General features: G+C 57.7%; 12 protein-coding genes. 3 read left to right on the plus strand and 9 right to left on the minus strand.

What is annotated here, in order from left to right; all coding sequences use genetic code 11:
- Position 1 precedes the first annotated feature (1 nt).
- From ACDZ94_RS21690 to ACDZ94_RS21700, 3 genes are read right to left on the minus strand one after another with little or no spacing between them, the layout of a single operon-like run.
- Complete coding sequence (locus ACDZ94_RS21690) at positions 2-1,066, minus strand: lipocalin-like domain-containing protein (RefSeq protein WP_432750803.1); 1,065 nt, start codon at positions 1,064-1,066, stop codon at positions 2-4.
- Positions 1,056-3,518 (minus strand): FtsX-like permease family protein, encoded by a 2,463-nt coding sequence (locus ACDZ94_RS21695; protein WP_432750804.1) that lies wholly within the window; start codon positions 3,516-3,518, stop codon positions 1,056-1,058. The genes ACDZ94_RS21690 and ACDZ94_RS21695 overlap by 11 nt, the downstream gene beginning before the upstream one ends.
- Position 3,519: 1 nt before the next feature.
- Positions 3,520-4,188 carry an ABC transporter ATP-binding protein gene (locus ACDZ94_RS21700; protein WP_064453075.1) on the minus strand — a complete coding sequence of 223 codons (669 nt, stop codon included), beginning with the start codon at positions 4,186-4,188 and terminating at the stop codon, positions 3,520-3,522.
- A 274-nt stretch (positions 4,189-4,462) separates the two neighbouring features.
- Here ACDZ94_RS21700 and ACDZ94_RS21705 point away from each other — a divergent pair, with 274 nt between their 5' ends.
- The 3 genes from ACDZ94_RS21705 to ACDZ94_RS21715 all read left to right on the plus strand — a co-directional run bounded on the left by ACDZ94_RS21705 (position 4,463) and on the right by ACDZ94_RS21715 (position 8,526).
- Complete coding sequence (locus ACDZ94_RS21705) at positions 4,463-5,137, plus strand: hypothetical protein (RefSeq protein WP_064453076.1); 675 nt, start codon at positions 4,463-4,465, stop codon at positions 5,135-5,137.
- A 189-nt stretch (positions 5,138-5,326) separates the two neighbouring features.
- Positions 5,327-6,982, plus strand: coding sequence for a lipid IV(A) 4-amino-4-deoxy-L-arabinosyltransferase (gene arnT / locus ACDZ94_RS21710; RefSeq protein ID WP_432750805.1), 1,656 nt, complete (start codon positions 5,327-5,329; stop codon positions 6,980-6,982).
- Positions 6,983-7,008: 26 nt separating this feature from the next.
- Positions 7,009-8,526, plus strand: a complete 1,518-nt coding sequence (locus ACDZ94_RS21715; protein ID WP_432750806.1) for an ArnT family glycosyltransferase — start codon at positions 7,009-7,011, stop codon at positions 8,524-8,526.
- Between the two features lie 21 nt (positions 8,527-8,547).
- Here ACDZ94_RS21715 and ACDZ94_RS21720 read toward each other — a convergent pair whose 3' ends face one another.
- The 6 genes from ACDZ94_RS21720 to ACDZ94_RS21745 all read right to left on the minus strand — a co-directional run bounded on the left by ACDZ94_RS21720 (position 8,548) and on the right by ACDZ94_RS21745 (position 20,450).
- A complete protein-coding gene (locus ACDZ94_RS21720; RefSeq protein WP_432750807.1) occupies positions 8,548-9,261 on the minus strand; it encodes an AAA family ATPase in 714 nt (237 codons plus the stop codon).
- Positions 9,261-10,013, minus strand: coding sequence for an ABC transporter permease (locus tag ACDZ94_RS21725; RefSeq protein ID WP_432750808.1), 753 nt, complete (start codon positions 10,011-10,013; stop codon positions 9,261-9,263). The genes ACDZ94_RS21720 and ACDZ94_RS21725 overlap by 1 nt, the downstream gene beginning before the upstream one ends.
- Before the next feature lie 8 nt (positions 10,014-10,021).
- Positions 10,022-11,215: a YcaO-like family protein gene (locus ACDZ94_RS21730; RefSeq protein ID WP_432750809.1), complete on the minus strand. Its 1,194-nt coding sequence runs from the start codon at positions 11,213-11,215 to the stop codon at positions 10,022-10,024.
- Positions 11,202-12,008 carry a SagB/ThcOx family dehydrogenase gene (locus ACDZ94_RS21735; protein ID WP_407016645.1) on the minus strand — a complete coding sequence of 269 codons (807 nt, stop codon included), beginning with the start codon at positions 12,006-12,008 and terminating at the stop codon, positions 11,202-11,204. The genes ACDZ94_RS21730 and ACDZ94_RS21735 overlap by 14 nt, the downstream gene beginning before the upstream one ends.
- The gene (locus ACDZ94_RS21740; protein WP_064453083.1) at positions 12,005-12,862 is read right to left on the minus strand and encodes an McbB family protein; all 858 of its coding nucleotides are present in this window, start codon (positions 12,860-12,862) and stop codon (positions 12,005-12,007) included. Before ACDZ94_RS21740 ends, ACDZ94_RS21735 begins: the two co-directional genes overlap by 4 nt.
- Positions 12,863-14,180: 1,318 nt before the next feature.
- The gene (locus tag ACDZ94_RS21745) at positions 14,181-20,450 is read right to left on the minus strand and encodes an amino acid adenylation domain-containing protein (protein ID WP_432750810.1); all 6,270 of its coding nucleotides are present in this window, start codon (positions 20,448-20,450) and stop codon (positions 14,181-14,183) included.
- Positions 20,451-20,892: the final 442 nt, after the last annotated feature.

Raw genomic sequence — 20,892 nt, forward strand, 5'->3', positions numbered from 1 at the left:
GTTAATACCCCGTCATCTCCAAATACCCCACGCCACCGTCAAACTGCACCGGCCCTTCCCAGTACGGAATACTCAGGTTCATCCACGCTTTCGGGTTGACGGCCTGGGTGGTTATATCCAGCTGTTTACCGGGTATTTTCAGCGACCAGCGCGTGGGAATAGCTCGCCCGTCAATGTCGATGGTGGCCAGCGGTGTGAGCTGGATATCGGCATTGTGCAGGGTCTGGGTTTGGCCCTGCTGGTCGATCCAGGTGCCAGTCAGGTAACCCGCGCCGTCTTTTTGCCGCACGCGAAACAGCATCAACTGCTCGCCATGGTCCAGGTGCAGCGAGAACCAGTCCCAACCGGTCTGGCTGGCTGCCAGGGGTTGGCTGCTCCATTCGCGGTCGAGCCAGGCAGGGCCGCTGACCTGGTAGGTTTTACCGTCGATGCTGACGCTGCCGGCCGCCGCAAAAAACGGCTGGCTGTAGTAGTAGGACGCCTGCCCCTGATCGGATTTGCGGCTGTAGCCCTTGTCACCTTGCAGCACCAGTGGACGGCTCGACGTCAGGTGCAAGTCGTAGGCGAACTGCGGGCCGCCGGCCTTGAGTTGCATATCCGCCAACGAGCTTGCCGCGCCTGGGCGGGTGACGAAATTCCAGTCATCGATCCAGGCATTGAACGGCACTGCCTGAGCACCCGCCTGGCCAATACCGCCACGGGCGTAGCGCTCGGCGGCGTAATGGTGGGTAGCGGAGGTGACGGCGGCATGGCCCAGCCAAATCGTCGAGTCGTGCCAGCCCGGCTGCGTAGGCCCGGCCTTCAACGCGTTGCGAAACAACGTCCACTGCACGCCGAACAGATTGCCTTGCGCGTCTTTGAGATTGGCAGTGACGTACCACCATTCGATGCGAAAGCCATCATGCGGGCCATGGTCCTCGGGGAAACTGAAGACCCTACCCGGCACCACTTGGGCAAAGTCCGCCGCATCGCTGCCAAGGCCCGCGAAGCTTTCTTGCGGCGCGGGCACTTTGTCGCACGCGCTCAACAGCAATACCGTTGCCCACAACAGCGCTTTAATCTTCATTGGCAAAGGTCCTCAGCAGATCGGCCGGGCGGCTGCGGCACAACTGCCATAGCGGCCAGGCCGACGCCAACAGGGTGGCGAGCATCGCCAGCCCCAACAATTGGGCAAGCTGCCACGGGAACACCTGCAACGGCAGACGCCAGCCGAACGCCTGCACATTGATCACTGCGTCCAGGCACCATGCCAGCAGCAGGCCCAACGGCAAAGCAAGCACCAGGGTCAATACGGCCAGCAGCCAGGTCTGGCCAAGGTTGAGCAGCATCAATTGCCGCCGCGTCACCCCCAGCGCCCAGAGTGGTGCGAGTTGACCCAGACGGCTCTGGCTCTGGGTCAGCAAGCTGATAAACAACGCCACACCGGCCACGCCGAGGGTGAGGCTGTTTAAGGCGGCGGTGGCGGCGAAGGTGCGTTCAAACACTTGGCTCGACCAGCCTTTGAGTTGCTGCTGATCGACGATGCGGTTGTCCTCCAGGGCAAATACGCGCTGTATTTCACGCACCAACGGTGGCACGTTCTGCGGCAGCACCCGCAGGTTGAAACGCGCCGGTGTCAGCGTCGGCCAATGCGCCAACAGGTGCTGCGCGTTGACCAGCAGATGGCCTTTGGGGTTGCCGTAGTCGGCGTATATCCCCACCACGTTGGGCGACCACTGGCCGGCAGGTGTGGGGATAGCAATCGCGTCCCCCAGCCGCACGCTTAACCGGCGCGCCAATTGCTCACTGAGCATCACGGTATCGCCTTGCAGCAACCGGTCCCAAGGCGCGCTCGCGGCCTCCAGCAATGGCCAGTGCTGGCGATAAGTCGGGTCGTCGACCACCCCAAATACATCCGCCGGCCAGCCCTGCAATTGCACCGCGACCTGCCACGTAGGCAGCACCGCTTGCACCAGCGGTTGCTGCGCCAACCAGGTCGTGAGCTGTTCGGCCTGGGCCGGGTTTTGCGGGTTGAGGTACAACTCGGCAGTCAGGCGTTGTTCCAGCCAGTGGTTGAACGTCTGGCGGAAGCCCGAGGTCATGGAACCCGCACCAATATTCGCCGCCAACGCCAGCAGCAATGCCATCAACGCCAGGCTCAAGGCAGGCAGTTGCTGGCGGCAGTCGGCGAGAAACCACTGGCCCAGCACTGAGCGGCTGCGCCCGAGCACCACCGTCAACACACCATTGAGCACCACCGGCAGGCCGAGCGCCGCCCCCAGCAACAGGCTGGCCATCAGCACGAACCCGGCGGCCAGGCTGTCACCCAACCACAGCGCCAGCAAGGCGATGACCAGCGCAGTCCCCGCCACCCAGCCCTGACGCCGCAACCAGCGCCCATGGGCATCGTGCCAGGCCTGGGCATTGGCCAGCGCCAGCAGGGGCAAACGCGTCGCGCGCCACAGGCTACTGCCGCCTGCGAGCAGCGCGCCCAGCAGGCTCAAGCCCAACCCAGCCAACCACCACCCTGGGCTGAGGCTTAATTGGCCCGGCACCTCAGCGCCGTAAAGACCGCGCAGGCTGGCGGCCACATCCGGCAGCAACAGGCTGGCCAACAGGTAACCGCTCGCGACACCGAGCACGCCGCCCAGCAGCGACAACACGCCGAGTTCGACACCCAGGCTGAGGATCAGCATCCGAGCGCTGACCCCACAAGCCCTTAAGGTGCGCAATAGCCCACGCCGTTGCTCCAGCGCCAGGCCAATGGCCGCGTGGACGATAAACAGCCCCACCACAAAGGACAAAAAGCCCAGGGCGTCGAGGTTCAGGTGAAAGCTTTCGGTGAGGCGCGCAAGGTTGTTTTCCTCACCCTGTTTGAGTTGCAGCGTGGCCGGCGGAGTGGGGTGGCTGGCAGCAAACGCCTTGTCCAGCAGCAAGCGTGACAGTCGCCCGGGCATCTCCAGCAAGGGCTGGGCAAAGCCGATATCGGTCAACAACACGTCGGGGGCCATGTCCTGCTGCACCTGCAACGGCGGCAACGCTCGCCCGCTTGTGGTCAGCGGTTGCTCACCTTCGTGCAAGCCCAGGGCCGACAAGGTTTGCGGGGCGATCCAGGTACGCCCCGGCGGATTGAAAAACGCAATCCTCTGGGCCTGGCTCAACCGCTGTCCCGCCACGGCCCCGCCGCCAGGCAACGACAACGGGTCGATGCCCATCAATTGCAGGCGTTGTTCTTCTTGCCCCTTGAGCACCAAACGCCCCTGCACCACCGGCGACACCGGCCACCCGGCGCGGCGCAGTTCGGCAAACAGTGTTTGGGGGAAGCTCGCACCGTCCGGCGCAGTGAGACTGGCCTGCGGCTCACCGCCAATCAGTTGGCTGGCACGCGCGTAGCTGTCTCGCGCCTGACTGTTGAGCGCCTGCACGCCGGTCAATAGCGCAGTGGCCAGCCACAGCCCGGTCAGCACGCTGAAAAACTGCACCGGGTGCCGCCGCCAATGGCTCAGCAGCGCGCGCAATGTCCAATAAAACACCGCCATCTCAACACGCGTCCGCAGGCACGACACGGCCACGGTGCAACACCACCTGCTGGTCCAGGCGCGCAGCGATGCGCGGGCTGTGGGTGACCATCAACAGGCTGGTCGGGCTGTCGCGCAGCAGGTCCAGCAATAATTGCAGCACATCATCACTGGTGGCTTCGTCGAGATTGCCGGTGGGCTCATCGGCCAGCAGTAAAGCGGGGCGCGACGCCAACGCACGCCCCACCGCGACCCGCTGCTGTTGGCCGCCGGACAGCTGTTCTGGATAGCGTTTGAGCAAGTCCCCCAGGCCCAGGCGCTCAACCAACTGCGCCTGCCACTGCGGGTCAAAGCGCCCTGCCAAGCGGGCCTGGAACGCCAGGTTGTCCTCGACACGCAAACTGCCGATCAGGTTGAACTGCTGGAACACCAGGCCAATTTCGGTACGACGCCAGCGGGCCAGTTGCGCCTCGCTCAGTTGATCCAGACGTTGCTCGCCCACCTGAATACGGCCGCCGTCCACCCGATCGAGCCCGGCCACCAGGTGCAGCAAGGTACTTTTTCCGCTGCCCGACTCGCCCATCAGCGCCAGGCTGCTACGCTCACCCAGGTACAAGTCGACGCCCGCCAGCACTGGCAACGGGCCTTGCGGGGTGACATAGCTTTTAAGCACACCTTGCACCTGCAACATAAGAACGCTCGTTTGAAGGACTCCGAACGAGAATAACGGCTGACTGTCAGCCCTACGCAAATTTTTCACATGGATTTCACCGCTTGCCCACCCTCGCCCCTCTAAATTGCCCTCCAAGCGTCGAAATTCGGCAACTTGTTAGTTGCCAACCGCGACTTCTTATAACCGCGAGATGTTCAGCGAAAAGACAGCAGCCCTGTGACAGCCTCTCACTCCCCTACGGGATTGCGTCGATGCGTTGCGCCTACTTAATAAAACACTGCCTACAGTGCCCATGGTGAATGATGTGGTTGACCTTACCCTGACCAAACCGCGCGTGCGCCGTGGCTATTTCAAAGGATTCAAAAAGTGGTGGGCAGGCCTTGCAGTCATCGTGCTGCTGCTCGCCGGTTTTATGCTGTGGCCAGCATCTCCGCGTGATCTTGGCATTGGCGATCGCCTGCTGAACTCACAAGTAGTGCCCGCATGGCGCAAAGGCGAATTGATCGTATTAGTGCGTCATGAAGAGCGCTGCGACCGTTCGCCCAACCCGTGCTTCGCAGCGCCTGAAGGCCTCACCGTTCTGGGCACCCAGCGTGCTCAAGAAGTGGGCAAGGCCTTCAAGGCCCTGGGTATGGAAAACAGCGACGTGATTGCCAGCCCGGCCTTGCGTACGGCACAGACTTCGCACTTCATGTTCGGCAAGGCCGAGTTGACCACCAGCGAAAAAACCATTTGCGGCAAAGCCATTGGCGAAGAATTGCTCAGCCACAAACAGCCTGGACGCAATCTGGTATTTGTCACTCACAGCGGCTGTATCTCCGACTTCGAAACAGCCTTGGGTTTCCCCCGTGCGAGGTTTTCCGAGTATGGCAGTGCCTTGTTTGTGCGGGTGCTGGCAAACGGCAAGTTCGAGACGCTGGGAAAAATCAACAGCGTGGCGTGGGCTAACGTGCTGAAGAAGCTCTAGACACTTTTCGACACACTTCGCAACATTCATGTTCAGCAAGGCGACAGCCCTCTTCTGGCATGTTTAGCTGCGCCCGTTACTTCAGGACGTCATGAATATTTTCAGCCACTTAGTGAACTTTGTGATGCTTTCCGTTATTACTTGTACACCCTCCTATGCAGCCATTAAACGTCAGGGAGCGACGTTTTCATGACCCGATTGAAACCCCTACCGCTATTGCTATTGGCCTTCGCGGTGTTTTACCTGTTGCCCATGGGCCTGCACGGTTTGTGGATCCCGGATGAAACCCGCTATGCCCAGGTCAGCCAGGAAATGCTCCTGAGCGGCAACTGGGTCGCACCGCATTTCATGGGTGTGCGCTATTTCGAAAAACCCGCCGCCGGCTATTGGCTGATCGCCCTGGGCCAGGCTGTGTTCGGCGAAAACCTGTTCGGCGTGCGTATCGCCTCGGCCTTGACCAGCGGGCTGAGCGTCGTACTGGCCTACCTCATCGCTCGCCGCTTGTGGAACGACCCACGCAAAAGCTTCGCCTGCGCCCTGCTCTACATGAGCTTCGGGCTGGTAGCCGGCCAGGCCGGATATTCCAACCTCGATCCGCAATTTACGTTCTGGGTCAACCTCAGCCTGGTTGCGCTGTGGTTTGCTCTGGACAGCCAAACCGCGCGTCGCCGGTTGGGCGCCTGGGCAGTGCTGGGCGTTGCTTGCGGCATGGGCTTTATGACCAAGGGCTTTCTGGCCTGGCTGTTGCCCGTGCTGATCGCCGTGCCGTACATACTCTGGCAGCGTCGCGTGGGCGAGTTGTTGCGGTATGGCCCATTGGCGATAGTGGTCGCCGCACTGGTCTGCGTACCGTGGGCCCTGGCCATTCACTTGCAGGAACCGGACTACTGGCGTTTCTTCTTCTGGCATGAGCACATCCGTCGCTTCGCGGCCGACAACGCACAGCACGCACGCGCATGGTGGTTCTTCCTGCCGATCATGGTCGTGGCATGCTTGCCGTGGGCCGGGTTGTTACCGGCGACCCTGATCAAAACCTGGAAAGAAAAAGCCCAGCCGCCCATCGTCTTTATCGCCTTGTGGATGCTGCTGCCCTTGGCCTTCTTCAGCCTGAGCCGCGGCAAGCTGCCGACCTACATCATGCCGTGCCTGCTGCCCCTGGCCCTGCTGATGGGCCACGCGCTGACTGACCTGATCAAACAAGGCAAAACGCGCACGATCCTGATCAATGGCCTCGTTAACGCCGTGATCGGCCTGGTGGCGATGGTGGGGTTGATCTACCTGCAAATCAGCAACCCGATGTACGGCAACAGTCACGCCGAGATGTTCAGCCTGTCCCTGGCCTTCATCGTGCTGTTGGCCTGGATCCTGGCCAACCTGCTGCAAGCGGTTCGCCCGCTGACATTGTGGGCGACACCGGCACTGGGCATCGGTTTGCTGGTGGCGTTGTTGCCGGCAGGTATGCCGGCAATGATCACCGATACCGAAATGCCTGATCAGTTCGTGCTTGAGCATCTGGATGAATTGCAACAAACCCATGCTCTGCTAAGCAACGAGCTGGGCTCGGCGTCGGCATTGTCCTGGCGTCTGCGTCGGCCTGAAGTGTCGTTTTATGACACCGAAGGCGAACTGCGCTATGGCCTGACGTATGCCGATTCGGTGCAGCGCAAGGTCGACCTCGACAGCGTCCAGACCTGGCTCGCCGAGGCGCGCCAGCAAGGTTCTGTGGGCGTGCTGATGCGGGTCAAGAGCACCAGCGAACACCGTGAAGAAGGCCAGCTACCACCGGGAGGCAAGCGGTATCGCAAGGGCGCCCTGTTACTGATCATCTATCCGAAGCTTCCTTAACGTTACGTCTGCTGTGAGAAAAGCCCATGAGCTTCTGGAAAACCGAACGCGGCGCCTTGGTGTTGCTGCTTGGCGTCTCGGCGTTACTCCTGCTGCTGGGCCTGGGCAGTCGCGACTTGTGGGGGCCGGAAACCCGCTGGGCCAACATCGCTCTGCAGATGCTGCAGAGCGGTGACTACTTCGACCCGTACCTCAAGGGCGCGCCCTATTACGATAAACCCCTGCCCTCTTACTGGCTGATCACCGGTTTCGCCAACGTGATGGGCGGGCTCGGCCCGTGGTCGCTGCGCCTGTCGTCGGTCATTGGGGCCTGGCTGAGTATCTGGCTGGTCTATCTGATTGGTGAACGCTTGTTTCGCAAAGGCACCGGGCTGATTGCCGGCTGGATGCTGGCCACCACCTTCTACTTTCTGTTCTGGGCACGGGTGGCCACCGCCGATGTGCTCACTGTGTGTGGTGTGCTGGCAGCTGTCTGGTGGTACTGGCGTGGGCCGGATGACACCCGGCTGGGGCGCTACACGGTATTTTTCCTGCTGCTGGCCGCGACGTCGCTGTTCAAAGGCTTGATCGGCTTTGTGCTGCCGGGCCTGGTGCTGTTACCGCACCTGCTCAGCGAACACCGCTACAAGCGTCACCTGAACCTGCGCCTGTTGCTGGCCATGCTGATCGCTGCAGCGTTCTACGCGATTCCTTTTGTGCTTTCCCACTTCTATGGCGCGCCAACTTACGGCGAAAGCGGCCTCGAACTGGTGTTCAAGGAAAACGTCGTACGTTTCTTCGACCCGTTCGACCACATGGGGCCGATCTATACTTACTTGATCTACCTGCCTGCCTACACCCTGCCATGGGCGCCGTGCTGGTTGCTCGGTTTGTGGCTGGCTGTGCGCCACTGGCGCCAGACGCCACCAAACGTGCGCTGGCTGGTATGGGGCTTGGGCCTGCTGTTTGTGTTCTTCACCGCCAGTGGCAGCCGCCGCAGCTATTACGTGTTGCCACTGGTGCCTTTCGCGCAGTTGCTGGCCGCCTGGTGGTTGAGTGAGCGTCTGGAGAAAAAAACCGCCAGCTGGCCACGCTGGCAAAAAGGCTTTGGTATTACCGCGGGCTTTTTGATGCTGGTGCTGGGTGTGATCTACCCCTGGACCACCGGCAATGGCGGCGTAACCCGCTTCGCCGAGGATGTACAAGCCGAAGCGGTCAAAAGCGCACCGTGGAACCAATGGCAGATGGTGCTGGTGGAAGTCGACAACAAGCTGCCGATGTACCTGCAGAACGGCGGCAAACCGTTCTACTACGTCAGCGAAACCCAGGACTTCCCACGCCAGGGCGACAGCGCTGCCTTGATGGCCTGGCTGGAACAAACCAGCGGCCAGGGCTTCGACCCGCAGCACACCATTATCGTCGCGCAGTATTCCAAGGACGACCCGACGCCATTGGCCTACCTGGGCAAAGATCACACGGTGGTCACTACTCAGCCAGACAATGGCGAGCGGATGTTCAAGAAGCGCTCAGGCGGCAGCGTGGCGTTTGTACCGATGGATAACTGACAGCACCTGACAAAGCCTGCTTTAAATTCTTGGCAGGCTTGCCGCGTGAATAAACGCCTCATCCAAACTGTTAGCACCATAAGCATTCATGAAGCCCTGCGCGTCAGTGAAGCGGTCGAAACGCTGCTGACTCAGCATGTAAAAGTCATCGCAATGAGCAACAATTTCATCAACGTTGTGTGATGAAACCAATACCGCAACCCCTTCCGCCGCCGCGCCCTCCAGACATCTCCAGATGTGGTAGCGAAATTCAGGATCCACGCCTGCAGTAGGCTCATCCAGAATCACAAAGTCCGCGTTGGCACAAAGCAGGGAAAGGGTGAAAAACCAACGTTTTTCCCCGTAGCTGCAAAGAGAGGACTTTTTGTTCCAGATTTCGCAGTATCGTTCTGCGATACCAGGGCTCCATTTTTCGATTTTATCGAGCGCATGTTGTTGGGTGACCTTTTTGTCGGAGCAAAAAAGCATGGTCATTTTGAAGACATCGAACATGCGAAATACGGGCGGTGTGCTGACGATTTGCGACAGGTAAAGCAGCTTGGAGAAGGAGCTGTTTATCTCACCGCCATTTATTTTCTTGAGACCACAAATCACATCAAAAAAGGTGGTTTTGCCAGAGCCGTTAGGACCCAGCAAACCCGAGATCATACCGGCTTCAACTCCCAACGAAGCGCTTTGGAACACGACATGACTGGCATACCTGACATGAAGTGAGCTTACGATAAGTCGCGCCATCAATAACGACTCCACACTGGATTAATTATTAAAAATCGAACCATCACCACAAATAAAAACACCAATAAAACGAAAACCACCAAAACAACAAGCCAGTATTCCGCGACCCCAGCCAACATCACCCTATTTGCCCACCACATAGGGTTAATAAACTTGACGTAAGCAAGCATTGGACTGGAGGAATTGAGACTGACTATTCCCAACGCCAACATCGCCAGAGACAACATGGAAAAAACAGTACTCGCATTCTGAAACCCTAGAGGGACCAATGTCAGCAACAGTGAGGGTATAGAGAACATCAGGAAACAGACATAAAATCGTCCAATAACGACTAGATACTCCGCAACTCCAGCACTACCGGCAACACCAGAGGCATTGCGTGTCAGCACGTAGAAAACAGAGCAGTACACTATCGAAACAACCGAATAGGCAAGGAACTGCCCAACAAGAAAGATAATTTTCGTGCGACCTGTATAAACGAAAGACCGCAGAAAACCACTTTCTCTTCGGCCCACTATATAAAACGCCAAACCAAACAATGCTACGCTTGAAGACACAAAAGCATAAAACCATGAGGTGATGGAAAAGTAATCGCTTGGCGCCTCACTCACTGGCGCCCTCGTGTACATGATCAGATAGTAGGTCACTACGGGAGAGATCACTGTCCAAAACAATGCCACAGGCTCTTTTAATTGCTCCTTCACAAATAGCGCAGCCAGCCTAACGGGCTTGAACAAGGAATACGGACTCATTATTCACCTCACGGAAACGGGACCATCTTTTCCAACCGGGAGCGCAGTATCGAGGACTTGAACCCTCTCGAATATTTATTCTTTAAATTGAAATTTTTCGAATTATTCATATGAAGGAACACGTCAGGAGAGACAAACTTAACAAAAACACAACCTACTCCATTGACCTCCTCGAACCTTGAATAAAAATAACCCAAAATATCCAACTGTTTGAGTATCGACAAGAATCCGGGAAGGGTAAATGGGTGCTGAGACGCCACACCTCCGCACTCTAGAACGTCGGTAATCTCCTGATAGGTTTTATACGTATTGCAACTCAGGAAATAACGAATATAGGAGTCTTCAAGCATCGCCTCTTCCGAATCAGTCGCCTTGAACAAGTCCATAAACCGAAACGTTTGCCATAGTTCAAGCAACGCCTTCTCCAAGGCGACAGGCAGGTCCGACGAATAGGACATCCCGGCACAATATTTTACGTGACGCTGAGTTTGTTTCTGTCCATAAACAACCAGTATACAAACGCCAGGAAACCTGGCATCGGATATATCAAAAAAGCTTATTTCTCCTGAAGCAGCCTGAGCGCTACATAAGTACTGAACACTTCTCCCCACTAGCATTTCACTCACGTGAGCAAGAGAAACTCGAGAGCGGCATTTCTTCGTCAGCCAGAACCTGATAAGCATTTGGCGTTCAAAGTATTCCTTAATTGCTCCCAAGAAGGCGACATCTGAATGCCAGTGAAAGCTACACCCACATCTATCTCGCAGGGGATAAAGCACGCTATCCTCATCTGCACCATACGACGAGAGCGAAATACAAGCGGTAGGAATAAAACACTTAGTAAAGTCCGACGCCCTAACCACTTCAGTCAAAGCAAAGTTATACTCTTCAATTTCCCCGATTGAAAATTTCCTAGACGCCGTCTGAATAAATGCTTCTGCAAAACGACACACCTCAGGCTCTGTTAAAAATTCACCAAGACAACCTCGTCGTATTGGAAGAACTTCTCTGTAAAAATGACGACGCTCAAAATACTCACCCAAACCTGTTTTAATTGAATTCGAACCATCCCCCACACCAGACCCGTTCGCGGACAGGGCATCTGACACTTCTACAGTATTAGGTAAGGAGCGCACGCACGCAGGCTGAAATAATAGTATTCCGGGGAGATCTGGCTTCTGCATTGCATTAATAAGTCTCATGCTGTTTACCTATAAAATGAACGCACATTGGAAAGAACAAAGCAGGGTTAATCCCGAGAACCTTACAAAGCATCGAGTCTGTATACGCAGACCACAGCCGACACGCCAGCCCCAGCTTTTTAGCTTGCAGTTCCACAAGCATATAAATTGAGCCAACTTCCATAAGTGCCATCCGGTACCCACGGTACCGATACTTGAACAAATTTTTCGGCATATAGCTTACGTAAATGAGCGCAAGGCTGGGTGTTCCGATGTCATGGGGAGAAGACAGCAGGGCCGCTTTTAGCGCTTCGATGTCCGTGTCAATCTGCATCACTTCAAACTTTCGGGATCTCGGGAGTAAATGCAAAATTTTCCCAGCGCAGGGCCAGTTAGAATTCTCCTCAGTCAGTGAACAGAGAAAAACTTCGGCAGGGTAAAGTGCACCGCCACTTGGATATCCTCTTTTGTGTGAATCATTCCTCCTTGAAAGCAATGGACACATCAATTTTTCAACATCCGTAAAATCTAAAGGCAGAGGTAAAAACCGTTCACACGATTCATTTCTGTACAACGATTTAACTCTTTCTTCCTGAGGCAAGGTGAACGTCACTGTCAAATCCAAGTCTGGATAAAAAGCCAATTCATTCCCTGTTAGTTGCCCGAGGTGCTTTTCATCCAACCGATGCAGACAGGTGCGATCCTTGATCGCCTTATGAAACGTAAAATTGCCTTTGCAATGAAATTCAAGCACTTCATCATACACTGCGGATTCTATGAATCTTAAATAGTAGTCATGAGGAATATTTTTCACTTTTCTCCCCTCAAGCAATCACACATGTACCAGTGCGAATTAGGCTCTTCGAAAATCTGGCCATCGGTTAATTGAAGGTATGCGCCATGCAGAATATTGTCCTGGTATTTACAACCGTCACTGTATTGAGTGAAAAATTTTATCATTCTGATAACCGCACCGACAACGATCATCTCTTGATAAAGGCTAAGTGACTTGGCAGGGACACCCACATGCTTTTTCCTACAAAAAGCCAGAACACTCGCCCAACTATTTTTGCCCGGCATCATCGACTCATTATTATTAAGCCTGTCGACGGTACAGAAATGACAAGGATTTCCTATCTCTGCAATATAGGGCTGCCCCATACAAAAAAAGTTACCCATTTGCCAGCACACGCTAATGGCGCTTTCGGGCGATGCGTACGCGAGTTCGAAATATAAACTTTTAACACTTTCATATTCATAGGAATGACACAACAAAACAATGAAGCATCTCTTACCCCGGACCCGCTCAACCATGCCACTTGAAAACGACTTAAATTCCAGACTGCCAGAAACATCTTTCTTAATCAACGCTTCAACATCAACCTGACCTTGCCAGTCATGGACAACTATCGTCTCTTCAAAATACACTTCCTCCACAAACTTAAAAGGAATAATTCTTTCTAGAAACTCAAACGCCTTATTTTTACTCAGGCCGTTTTCCGTTAGTACCTCATCAAACTCTACTCTCGTCATCACCTTCGACAGCTTTAGTTTACGTAATGCTTTCAGCAACGGCTGCGAGTGGACTTTCGACATTCCAAGCTCAGAAATGACTAGGCTTTCCGTTTCAAAATTTAGGATCTCATAATTGGGTATGATTATATTCATAGCACGATCTCCTGTAGAGGTTTTCTGTAGTACGCCAGAAAACCTCTTTAGGTGAGTGATTACTGAATCTACTCAGCCGCTGTTGGATGCTCCGTTATCGAATTATGACACCCACCACTTCCTCCGTTACATCCACCGCCGCCGCCACACCCTCCGCTACCACCGCAGCCTCCTTGACTGCCAGACGCACCGGCATTACCTGCATACGGGTTAAAACCATACTCCCCATCAAAACTAAAAATAAACTCTCCAAACTCTTCATTGGTCATTTCAACTCTCCAACTTCCGTACCTGCGTTGATCGTGAGCCACTTATTAACAAGCGACAAAAACACTCTAGCCCTACCTAAAAAAATGGCAACACTTTCAAAAACCTCATGTAGGAAGCCTGACTATCAACAACAGGAAGTTTCACTCAAAAAAATCGGACGCTTAATGGTTGTATAAAACACTAAAACCGCTTTTCAACTTAGATGACAACATCAAAACTTTATAAAATTAATACGTTACGCATTGTCGACCTATAAAAACAAACAAGTTCTATCGCAAACGTTTTTTGTAGGAAGAAGATCACATTCACAAAAATCAGGAAATAATCCGACAAATGGTTCAACTCAACCTGACCTTCCGAACAAAGATGCACCCCTAATTGGAATCCACTTCGTCACTAAGCAATCAATTCATCTTGTTGATGTGCACCGCCACCTGTCCTTTACCGCCCGACCGACACTCCGTCCCGTTACGAATAACCCCGAACCGAGTAAACCGCTCCGGAAGCGACACCGGCAAGGTCTTGTCGTGGGTTACTACAGGGTACTTGGCTACGTCCCCCACAGGATCTGGGCTGCCAGGCAAACACCAGGGGCAGCACCAGCGACTGTCTATCAGCCGGGCCCAGACGCTCAAACGGTTGTTGCAGCGGCAGGCATGGCGCTTGTAGATGCCCCTTGAATTCCGCTGGTTGATGCCCCTATGCACACCCGATTGGGGAGCGCGGCCAGAGCAATGGATTCAGTTAGCCCAGGCGGGTGAATGCGCCAGGCTCGATGATCTGTGGATTCCGGCAACTGCGTTGTGCTCGCCATACCCCGCGGGTCCAGTTGTCGGTGAGCGTGCCGCCGGAAGTGATGTTGCCGACGACGCTGGCGCCCCTCCCTCTGCAGAGCTTGCAATCGATCAGCAGCCATCGTGTGCAGTTGCACCTGCCGAACAGCAAGCGCACCGCATTTGGCGAATTGAAGTGCGCCCCATGTACAAACTGAACCACCGCAATCGGAAGCAAGCCCCCTCTCACGATTAATTGTATTTCAACTCAATCTTCAGATTCGGCGGCGGCGGTTGAGTTGGGGGATCGCGGTTTGAGGGGCCTCTACGCGTGACACCTGCGCCACCGTGCACGCGGCCAACTGCGCCAGTGTCGGCTGACTGAATAAGGTTCGCGCATCCACCGCCAGCCCTGCCTTGCGCAGGCGCGCCACCAGGTTTACCGCCAGCAAGGAATGCCCGCCCAGTTCGAAGAAGTGGTCGTGGCGCCCTACCCGCTCCAGCTTCAAGACGTCGGCCCAGATATCCGCCATCAACGTTTCCACTTCGCCTACCGGTGCTTCATAAGCACGACTCACCACCGACTCCAATCCGGGCTCCGGCAGCGCCTTGCGGTCGAGTTTGCCGGCGGGGTTGAGGGGTAATGCGTCAAGCTGGACAAAGGCCGCCGGCACCATGTATTCGGGTAATTGCTCCAGCACATGGGCGCGTAAGGTTTCCAGGCTCGGCGCCTGGCCGCGCAAGGTGAAATACGCCACCAAACGCTCATCGCGAATCAACACCGCCACCTCTCGCAACGCCGGGTGCGCCGCGAGGCGTGACTCGATTTCGCCCAGCTCCAGGCGCACGCCGCGCAATTTCACTTGAAAGTCATTGCGCCCCAGGAATTCCAGGTTGCCATCCGGCAAGTAACGCACCAGGTCGCCGGTGCGATACAGACGGTCGCCGACCACGAAGGGGCTGTCGATAAAACGCTCGGCAGTCATCTGAGCCAGCCCCAGGTAGCCGCGGGCAACGCCGACACCGCCGATATGCAACTGGCCGCTGACGCCCATTGGTACCGGTGCATCGTATTCATCCAGTACGTACAGGCGGGTATTGTTGATCGCCCGCCCGATCGGCAATTGCCGGGTGGGCACCGGCGCATCCGGCTCCAGGGTCCAGGCGCAGCTGTCCACGGTTGCTTCGGTGGGGCCGTAGACGTTGTGCAATCGCACCTTGGGCAAGCGCGCCTGCACGCCACGGGCCAACGCTTCGGAGAGTTCACCGCCGCCGCACAAAACGTCAGTGAGGCTGGTGCAGAGGGCCGACTCCTCCAGTTCGAGGAACTGCTGCAACATCGCCGGCACAAACTGAATCACGGTAATGTGCTGCTCGCGAATCACCTGTGCCAGGTAGGCCGGGTCGCGATGACCATCGGGCCGAGCCAGTACCAGGCGCATGCCATTGGTCAACGGCCAGAACAGCTCCCACACCGAACCGTCGAAGCTGAACGGCGCCCTTTGCAGCAACGCACCGCCCTCGGCGTTCGGGCACAGCAGGGAAGCCCAATGCATCAGGTTGCCCAGGCCGCGATGCTCAACCATCACGCCCTTGGGTGTGCCTGTGGAGCCGGAGGTGTACATCACATAGGCCAGGCTGGCGACGGTCAAGCCTTGCACCAATGGGTTACCGGTTGGCGCCTGGCTCCAGGCACAACGGTCGAAGTCGAGAACCGGGATCGACACTTCGCCCGGCAGATCGCGGGTAGCGGCCTGCACCAGCAGCACCACGGGGCGACTGTCTTCGAGCATGTAAAGGAGGCGCTCGCGCGGGTAGCCCGGGTCCAGTGGCACATAGGCCCCGCCCGCCTTGAGGATCGCCAGCAACCCCACCACCAGATCCAGGCCGCGCTCGACACACAGCGCCACCCGTGAATCGGGCTGCACCCCGCGCTCGCGCAGGTGGAAGGCCAACTGATTAGCGCGCTCGTTGAGCTCGCGGTAGGTCAATTGCCGGCTACCGGCTTGCACAGCGATGGCATGCGGAATGTGGCGCGCGTGGGCTTCGAACAATGCGTGTACGGTGAGGTTTTCGGGGTAGTCGGTTTCGGTCGTATTGAAGTCCACCAATAACCTGCGCAACTCACTGGCGGGTAACACCTGCACCTCGCGCAAGGGCGCTTTCGGCGTGTGTTCAAGCGCGTCCACGAGCCCGTTGAGCACGGTATCGAGATAGCCCCAGAGTCGTTCGGCGCCGACCTCGCGGGGCGCCATGACCTTGAGATCAAAGCCGTTAGCGACATCAATCACCGTGACCATCAGCGGATAGCTGAGGATATCTTCACTGCCGAGCAAAGCGACGCCTGGCACCAGCTTGAAATCCTTGTCGGCACTGGCGTGTCGGTAGTTGAGCAAGCTGTTGAACAGCGGCGACGCGCTGCTGCAACGCTGGGCGAGCGCAAGGGACGCCTGTTCATGCGCCAGCAAGGCACTCAGCTGCGCGTGAGTGTCACTCAGCGCGTCGAGCGCGGTTTGCCCGGCCAGGCGCAGGCGCAACGGTAAGGTGTTGATGAACATGCCCAGGGCACGGTCGGCGCCCTCGCCCGCTTGCAAACGGCCCAGCAGCACGGTGCCGAACACCACGTCGTCGCGCCCCGACACCTGCCTGAGTACCTGGGCCCAAGCCAGGTGAAACAGGCTGGCGGCGCTGACCCCAAGAGCACGCGCCTGGCCGCGCAGGCGTTGGCTGAAGGCGTCGTTTATCGGGCATTCAAAGGCTTCGATCTCAGCACGATCGACCTGGTGCTCCTGCATACCGAAGGCCAGGGTCGGCTCGTCGACAGTCGCCAATTGCTCTCGAAAGAACGCCTCGTGAGCGGCCTGTCGCTCAGTGCAGCGGCTCTGCGCCACGACATTGCGATACGGCACCGACGCGGGAAGCTGCGCCTGTTGACCCAGCATATGCGCGCGAATTTCGTCCGCCAGTACCGTCATTGAAGTGGCGTCATTGACCAGGTGGTGGAAGCGCAACTTGGCGATCCAGCGCTGGTTGTGCGGGTCTTCGGCATAATCCAGCGCCATCAGCGGGGCCTGGCGCAAGTCCAGCGGCGCATGCTGTTCGCTGAGCGGTCCGAGCGGCAAGCGAGCTTCGCGCCACACCACTTGCATCGGCTGCTCAAGAGCGTCCCACACCAGGCTGGTGCGCAGGATATCGTGGCGGTTGATCACTTGCTGCAAGGCCTGGGCAAACGCGTCCAACTGCTCGCGACGCGCAAAGCTGAACATCGCATGTTGCTGGTAGGGGTCGCGCTCGTCGGTAATGTGATGGTAAAGCAAACCTTCCTGCAATGGCGCCAGCGGGTAGATTTCCTGCACATTCGCCGCGCCACCGGGGATACCGGCGACAATGCGCTCAAGGCTGTCCGGGTCGAGTTCAGCCAGTGCGAGCATGTCTGCCGTGATATGGGTACAACCTGACGGAATCCGATTGGCAGGCACGTGCACGTCGCTGCCACCCGTGACCGCTGCCAGCGCGGCGAGCGTCGGCTGGCCGAACAGCACCTGCACATCGGCATGCAACCCTGCCTGACGCATGCGTTGTACCAACTGCACCGCCAACAGCGAGTGCCCGCCCAGCTCAAAGAAATGGTCATGCCGCCCGATCTGCCGCACTTGCAGCAGCTCGGCCCAGATCTGCGCCAGTCGGGTTTCCACACCCTCGCGCGGCGCCTCGAACAAGCGCGTGACAAACGCCGCCTGCGTGGGTGCAGGCAGCGCCTTGCGGTCGAGTTTGCCGTTGGCGGTCAGGGGCAGCACATCCAGCTTCACATAGGCCGCCGGCAGCATGTAGTCCGGTAGCGAGGCTTGCAGATGGGCCCGTAGCCCTTCGATGGCGACGCTGTGCTGCGCAATAAACCAGGCCAGCAGTTGACCTTCGCGATACTGCACCACCGCTTCCTTGACGGCAGGATGGCTGGCCAGCGCAGACTCGATTTCCCCCAACTCGATACGCACACCACGGATTTTCACCTGGTCATCATTGCGGCCCAGGTATTCAAGATTGCCATCGGGCATCCAGCGCGCGAGATCGCCGGTGCGGTACATCCGGCCTTGACTGAAAGGGTCGTGCAGAAAGCGCTCGGCGCTCAGCTCGGGACGGTTCAGATAACCGCGCGCCACGCCCTTGCCGCCGACGTACAACTCCCCCGCCACACCGATGGGCACCGGCCGTTGCTGTTGATCCAGTAAATAGACCGTGGCATTGGCGACTGGCCCGCCGATATGCAGCGGCCGGCCGACCTCGACACGCCCGGACGTGGCGACCACGGTGGCTTCGGTGGGGCCGTAGTTATTGATCACATCGAAGGTCTGCGCCCGCGTGAAGGTGCGCAAGCGGTCGCCGCCGATCAGCAAGGTGCGCAGGGTCGGATGTTCCAGCCGCTGGCTGAAGGCGTACTCGGCCACCGGTGTCGGCAGAAAGCACACGTCCAACGGCTGCGCGCGCCACCAGTCGAGCAGCGCGTCAATGTCTTCGGCGCCGTCGTGCGCCGGCGCCAGGTGCAGCGTCGCCCCCACGCACAGCGCCGGCCAGACCTCCCAGGCCATCGCATCAAAGCCGAACCCGGCCACGCTGGCGGTGTGGCTGCCCGCGTGCAGGTTGAACGCCCGGCAGTGCCAGTCCACCAGGTTCGACACTGTGTGGTGCTCGACCATCACACCTTTGGGCAACCCCGTAGAACCTGAGGTGTAGATCACATAGGCAAGGTTTGATGGTGTGACCACCACACGCGGGCTGTCACTGAGGGCGCAGGTTTGCTGATCCAGCCGGATCACCGGCACGTCCAGCATGGGCAGGCGCGGCAGCACGTCATGCTGGGTCAGCACCGCCACGGGTGAACTGTCGTGCAGCAGGTAGTTCAGGCGCTCGGCGGGATGGGCCGGGTCCACCGGCACATAACAGGCGCCGGACTTGAGAATCGCCAACAGCCCGACCAGGGTGTCCAGCCCGCGTCGGGCCACGATCGCCACGCGATCATCCGGCTGTACGCCGTGTTCCAGCAGTTGATGAGCCAGCGCATTGGCCTGCTGATCAAGTTGGGCATAGGTCAGTTGCAGCCCCTGGTACACCGCCGCGATAGCCTCCGGAGCGCGCGCAACTTGCGCTTCAATGCGCCGGTGCAGGGTTTGCGGTGTGGCATTGGGCTGTGCAGTGGCATTCCACTGCTGCAGCTGGGCCTGTTCGGAGGGTGTCACCAGGGAAAACTCGGCGACCGTCAACGCGGTGTTCTGCAACCCCTGCTCCAGCAGACTGGTGAAGCGCTGCGCCAACGCCTGTACCTCGTCGTGCTTGAAGTACGCCTCGTTGTACACGCAATGCAGGCACGCGGTGTCCTGGTAACGGTTGCTGCGCAGGTGGATGGCAATCGGCAGCGGCTCATGGTGGTTGGACACCTTGATCGCGCGAGCCTGGACCTGACCATAACGCAGGTCATGGTCGTCTTGCTCGAAGGACACCGACAGATCAAACAGCTGGCCGCGATCGGATCGTCGCAGGCCCAGTTCACGGTTCATCTCGCTCAAAGGGAAACGCTGGTGGCGAAAGTCCTGCTTGAGCTGGTCACGCACGCCACGCACGAGTGCGCTGAAAGGTAGTTGCTGATCGAACTGAAACCGCACCGCACTGACTTGGGCAAACAACCCTACTGTGGAGCGAAACCGCGCGTTGGAACGGTTAAGAATCGGCAACCCCACCACCCACTCATCGCGCTGGCTGGTGCGGGTGAAATACACGTACATCGCGGCCAGCAGCACATGGAATGCCGAGGCCTGGTAACGGTTGGCCACTTGTTCCATCCGGTTGAGCAGTGCCACCGGGAACGGCTCTACCAGGGTGTTACTTGGCGCCTGGGCGCTGTGCCGAGGTGCCAACAATGGCTCGGGTAATGCCTTGTATTTATCCAGCCAGTAGGCACGGTCGCGGGCATAACGGGCGGACTGGAGGTAGCGCTGGTCGGTGTCGATAAAGTCGATATAGGACGGCGCATGCGGCTCCGGTGGCCGACCCTGCTTCAGGTCGGTATAGAGACGAGCCAGGGATTGCAGCATCTGGCCGAAGCCCCAGCCGTCGAGGATCAGGTGATGGGCCTGGGTGCCGAGGCGGTAATGGTCGTCGTCGAGCTTGACCAGGAAAAAGCGAAACAGCGGTTCACCGGCCATGGCATAGGGCCGCGCCATTTGCGCTTGCATCAAGGCCTGGGCGGCCGTCTGCGGATCGGGCAATGCGCAGAAATCGTGGTGTGGCACCTCCACCTTCAACGTGGCGGCGAAGGTTTGCCGGGGCAAGCCGTTGGCGTCGCTGTGCAGTTGGGTACGCAAGGCATCGTGCTTGGCTACCAGCAGCTCGACGGCACGCTGGATCAGGTCCGGCACGATCGGGCCGGCGAAGTCGACATACCCACCAATGTTGTACAGCGGCGAGTTGCCCACGCGCAGTTGGTCGAGCCAGATGTCCTGTTGGGCGGCAGTGAGGGGGAAGCTGGGCGGCAGGCTGGTGGAATGCTTCATAAGATCCTTCTCATGGGGGTCAGGCACTGGCCGCGCAGGGGCCCATTACGCCGAAATTGCCGGATTTGAGCATGGGGGTCGGGGCCTGTCTGTCACCCTAAACCCGGACATCCGAGGGGACAGAACCGGGTCTGGCTGATGGTTCATTGCTGGATCGATTAAAGCGTTGTAGGAGATTGGCTATATCTGGCCGCTGTGGTTTTCTCCAGCGTGTTTAGCTGAAATTATTTTTCGTTAAATATCATATGGTTAAATAATCCTAAAATTCGTTTGTGGCTTTTCGTGGGTGGCATCCGCCGTCAGAAACGTCGAATTAATGACGTGGACTTTATGGCAGGTTGTGTCCCTCGTTTCCGCTACATACGTAGGACAAATCGCTATGGCTAAATAAAATCTCGAACGCCGAGTTACGTTCAAGGAGTACGGATAGCCCCACACAGAC

The sequence above is a fragment of the Pseudomonas sp. UBT genome (assembly GCF_050915955.1).
Lineage (GTDB): Bacteria > Pseudomonadota > Gammaproteobacteria > Pseudomonadales > Pseudomonadaceae > Aquipseudomonas > Aquipseudomonas antarctica_A.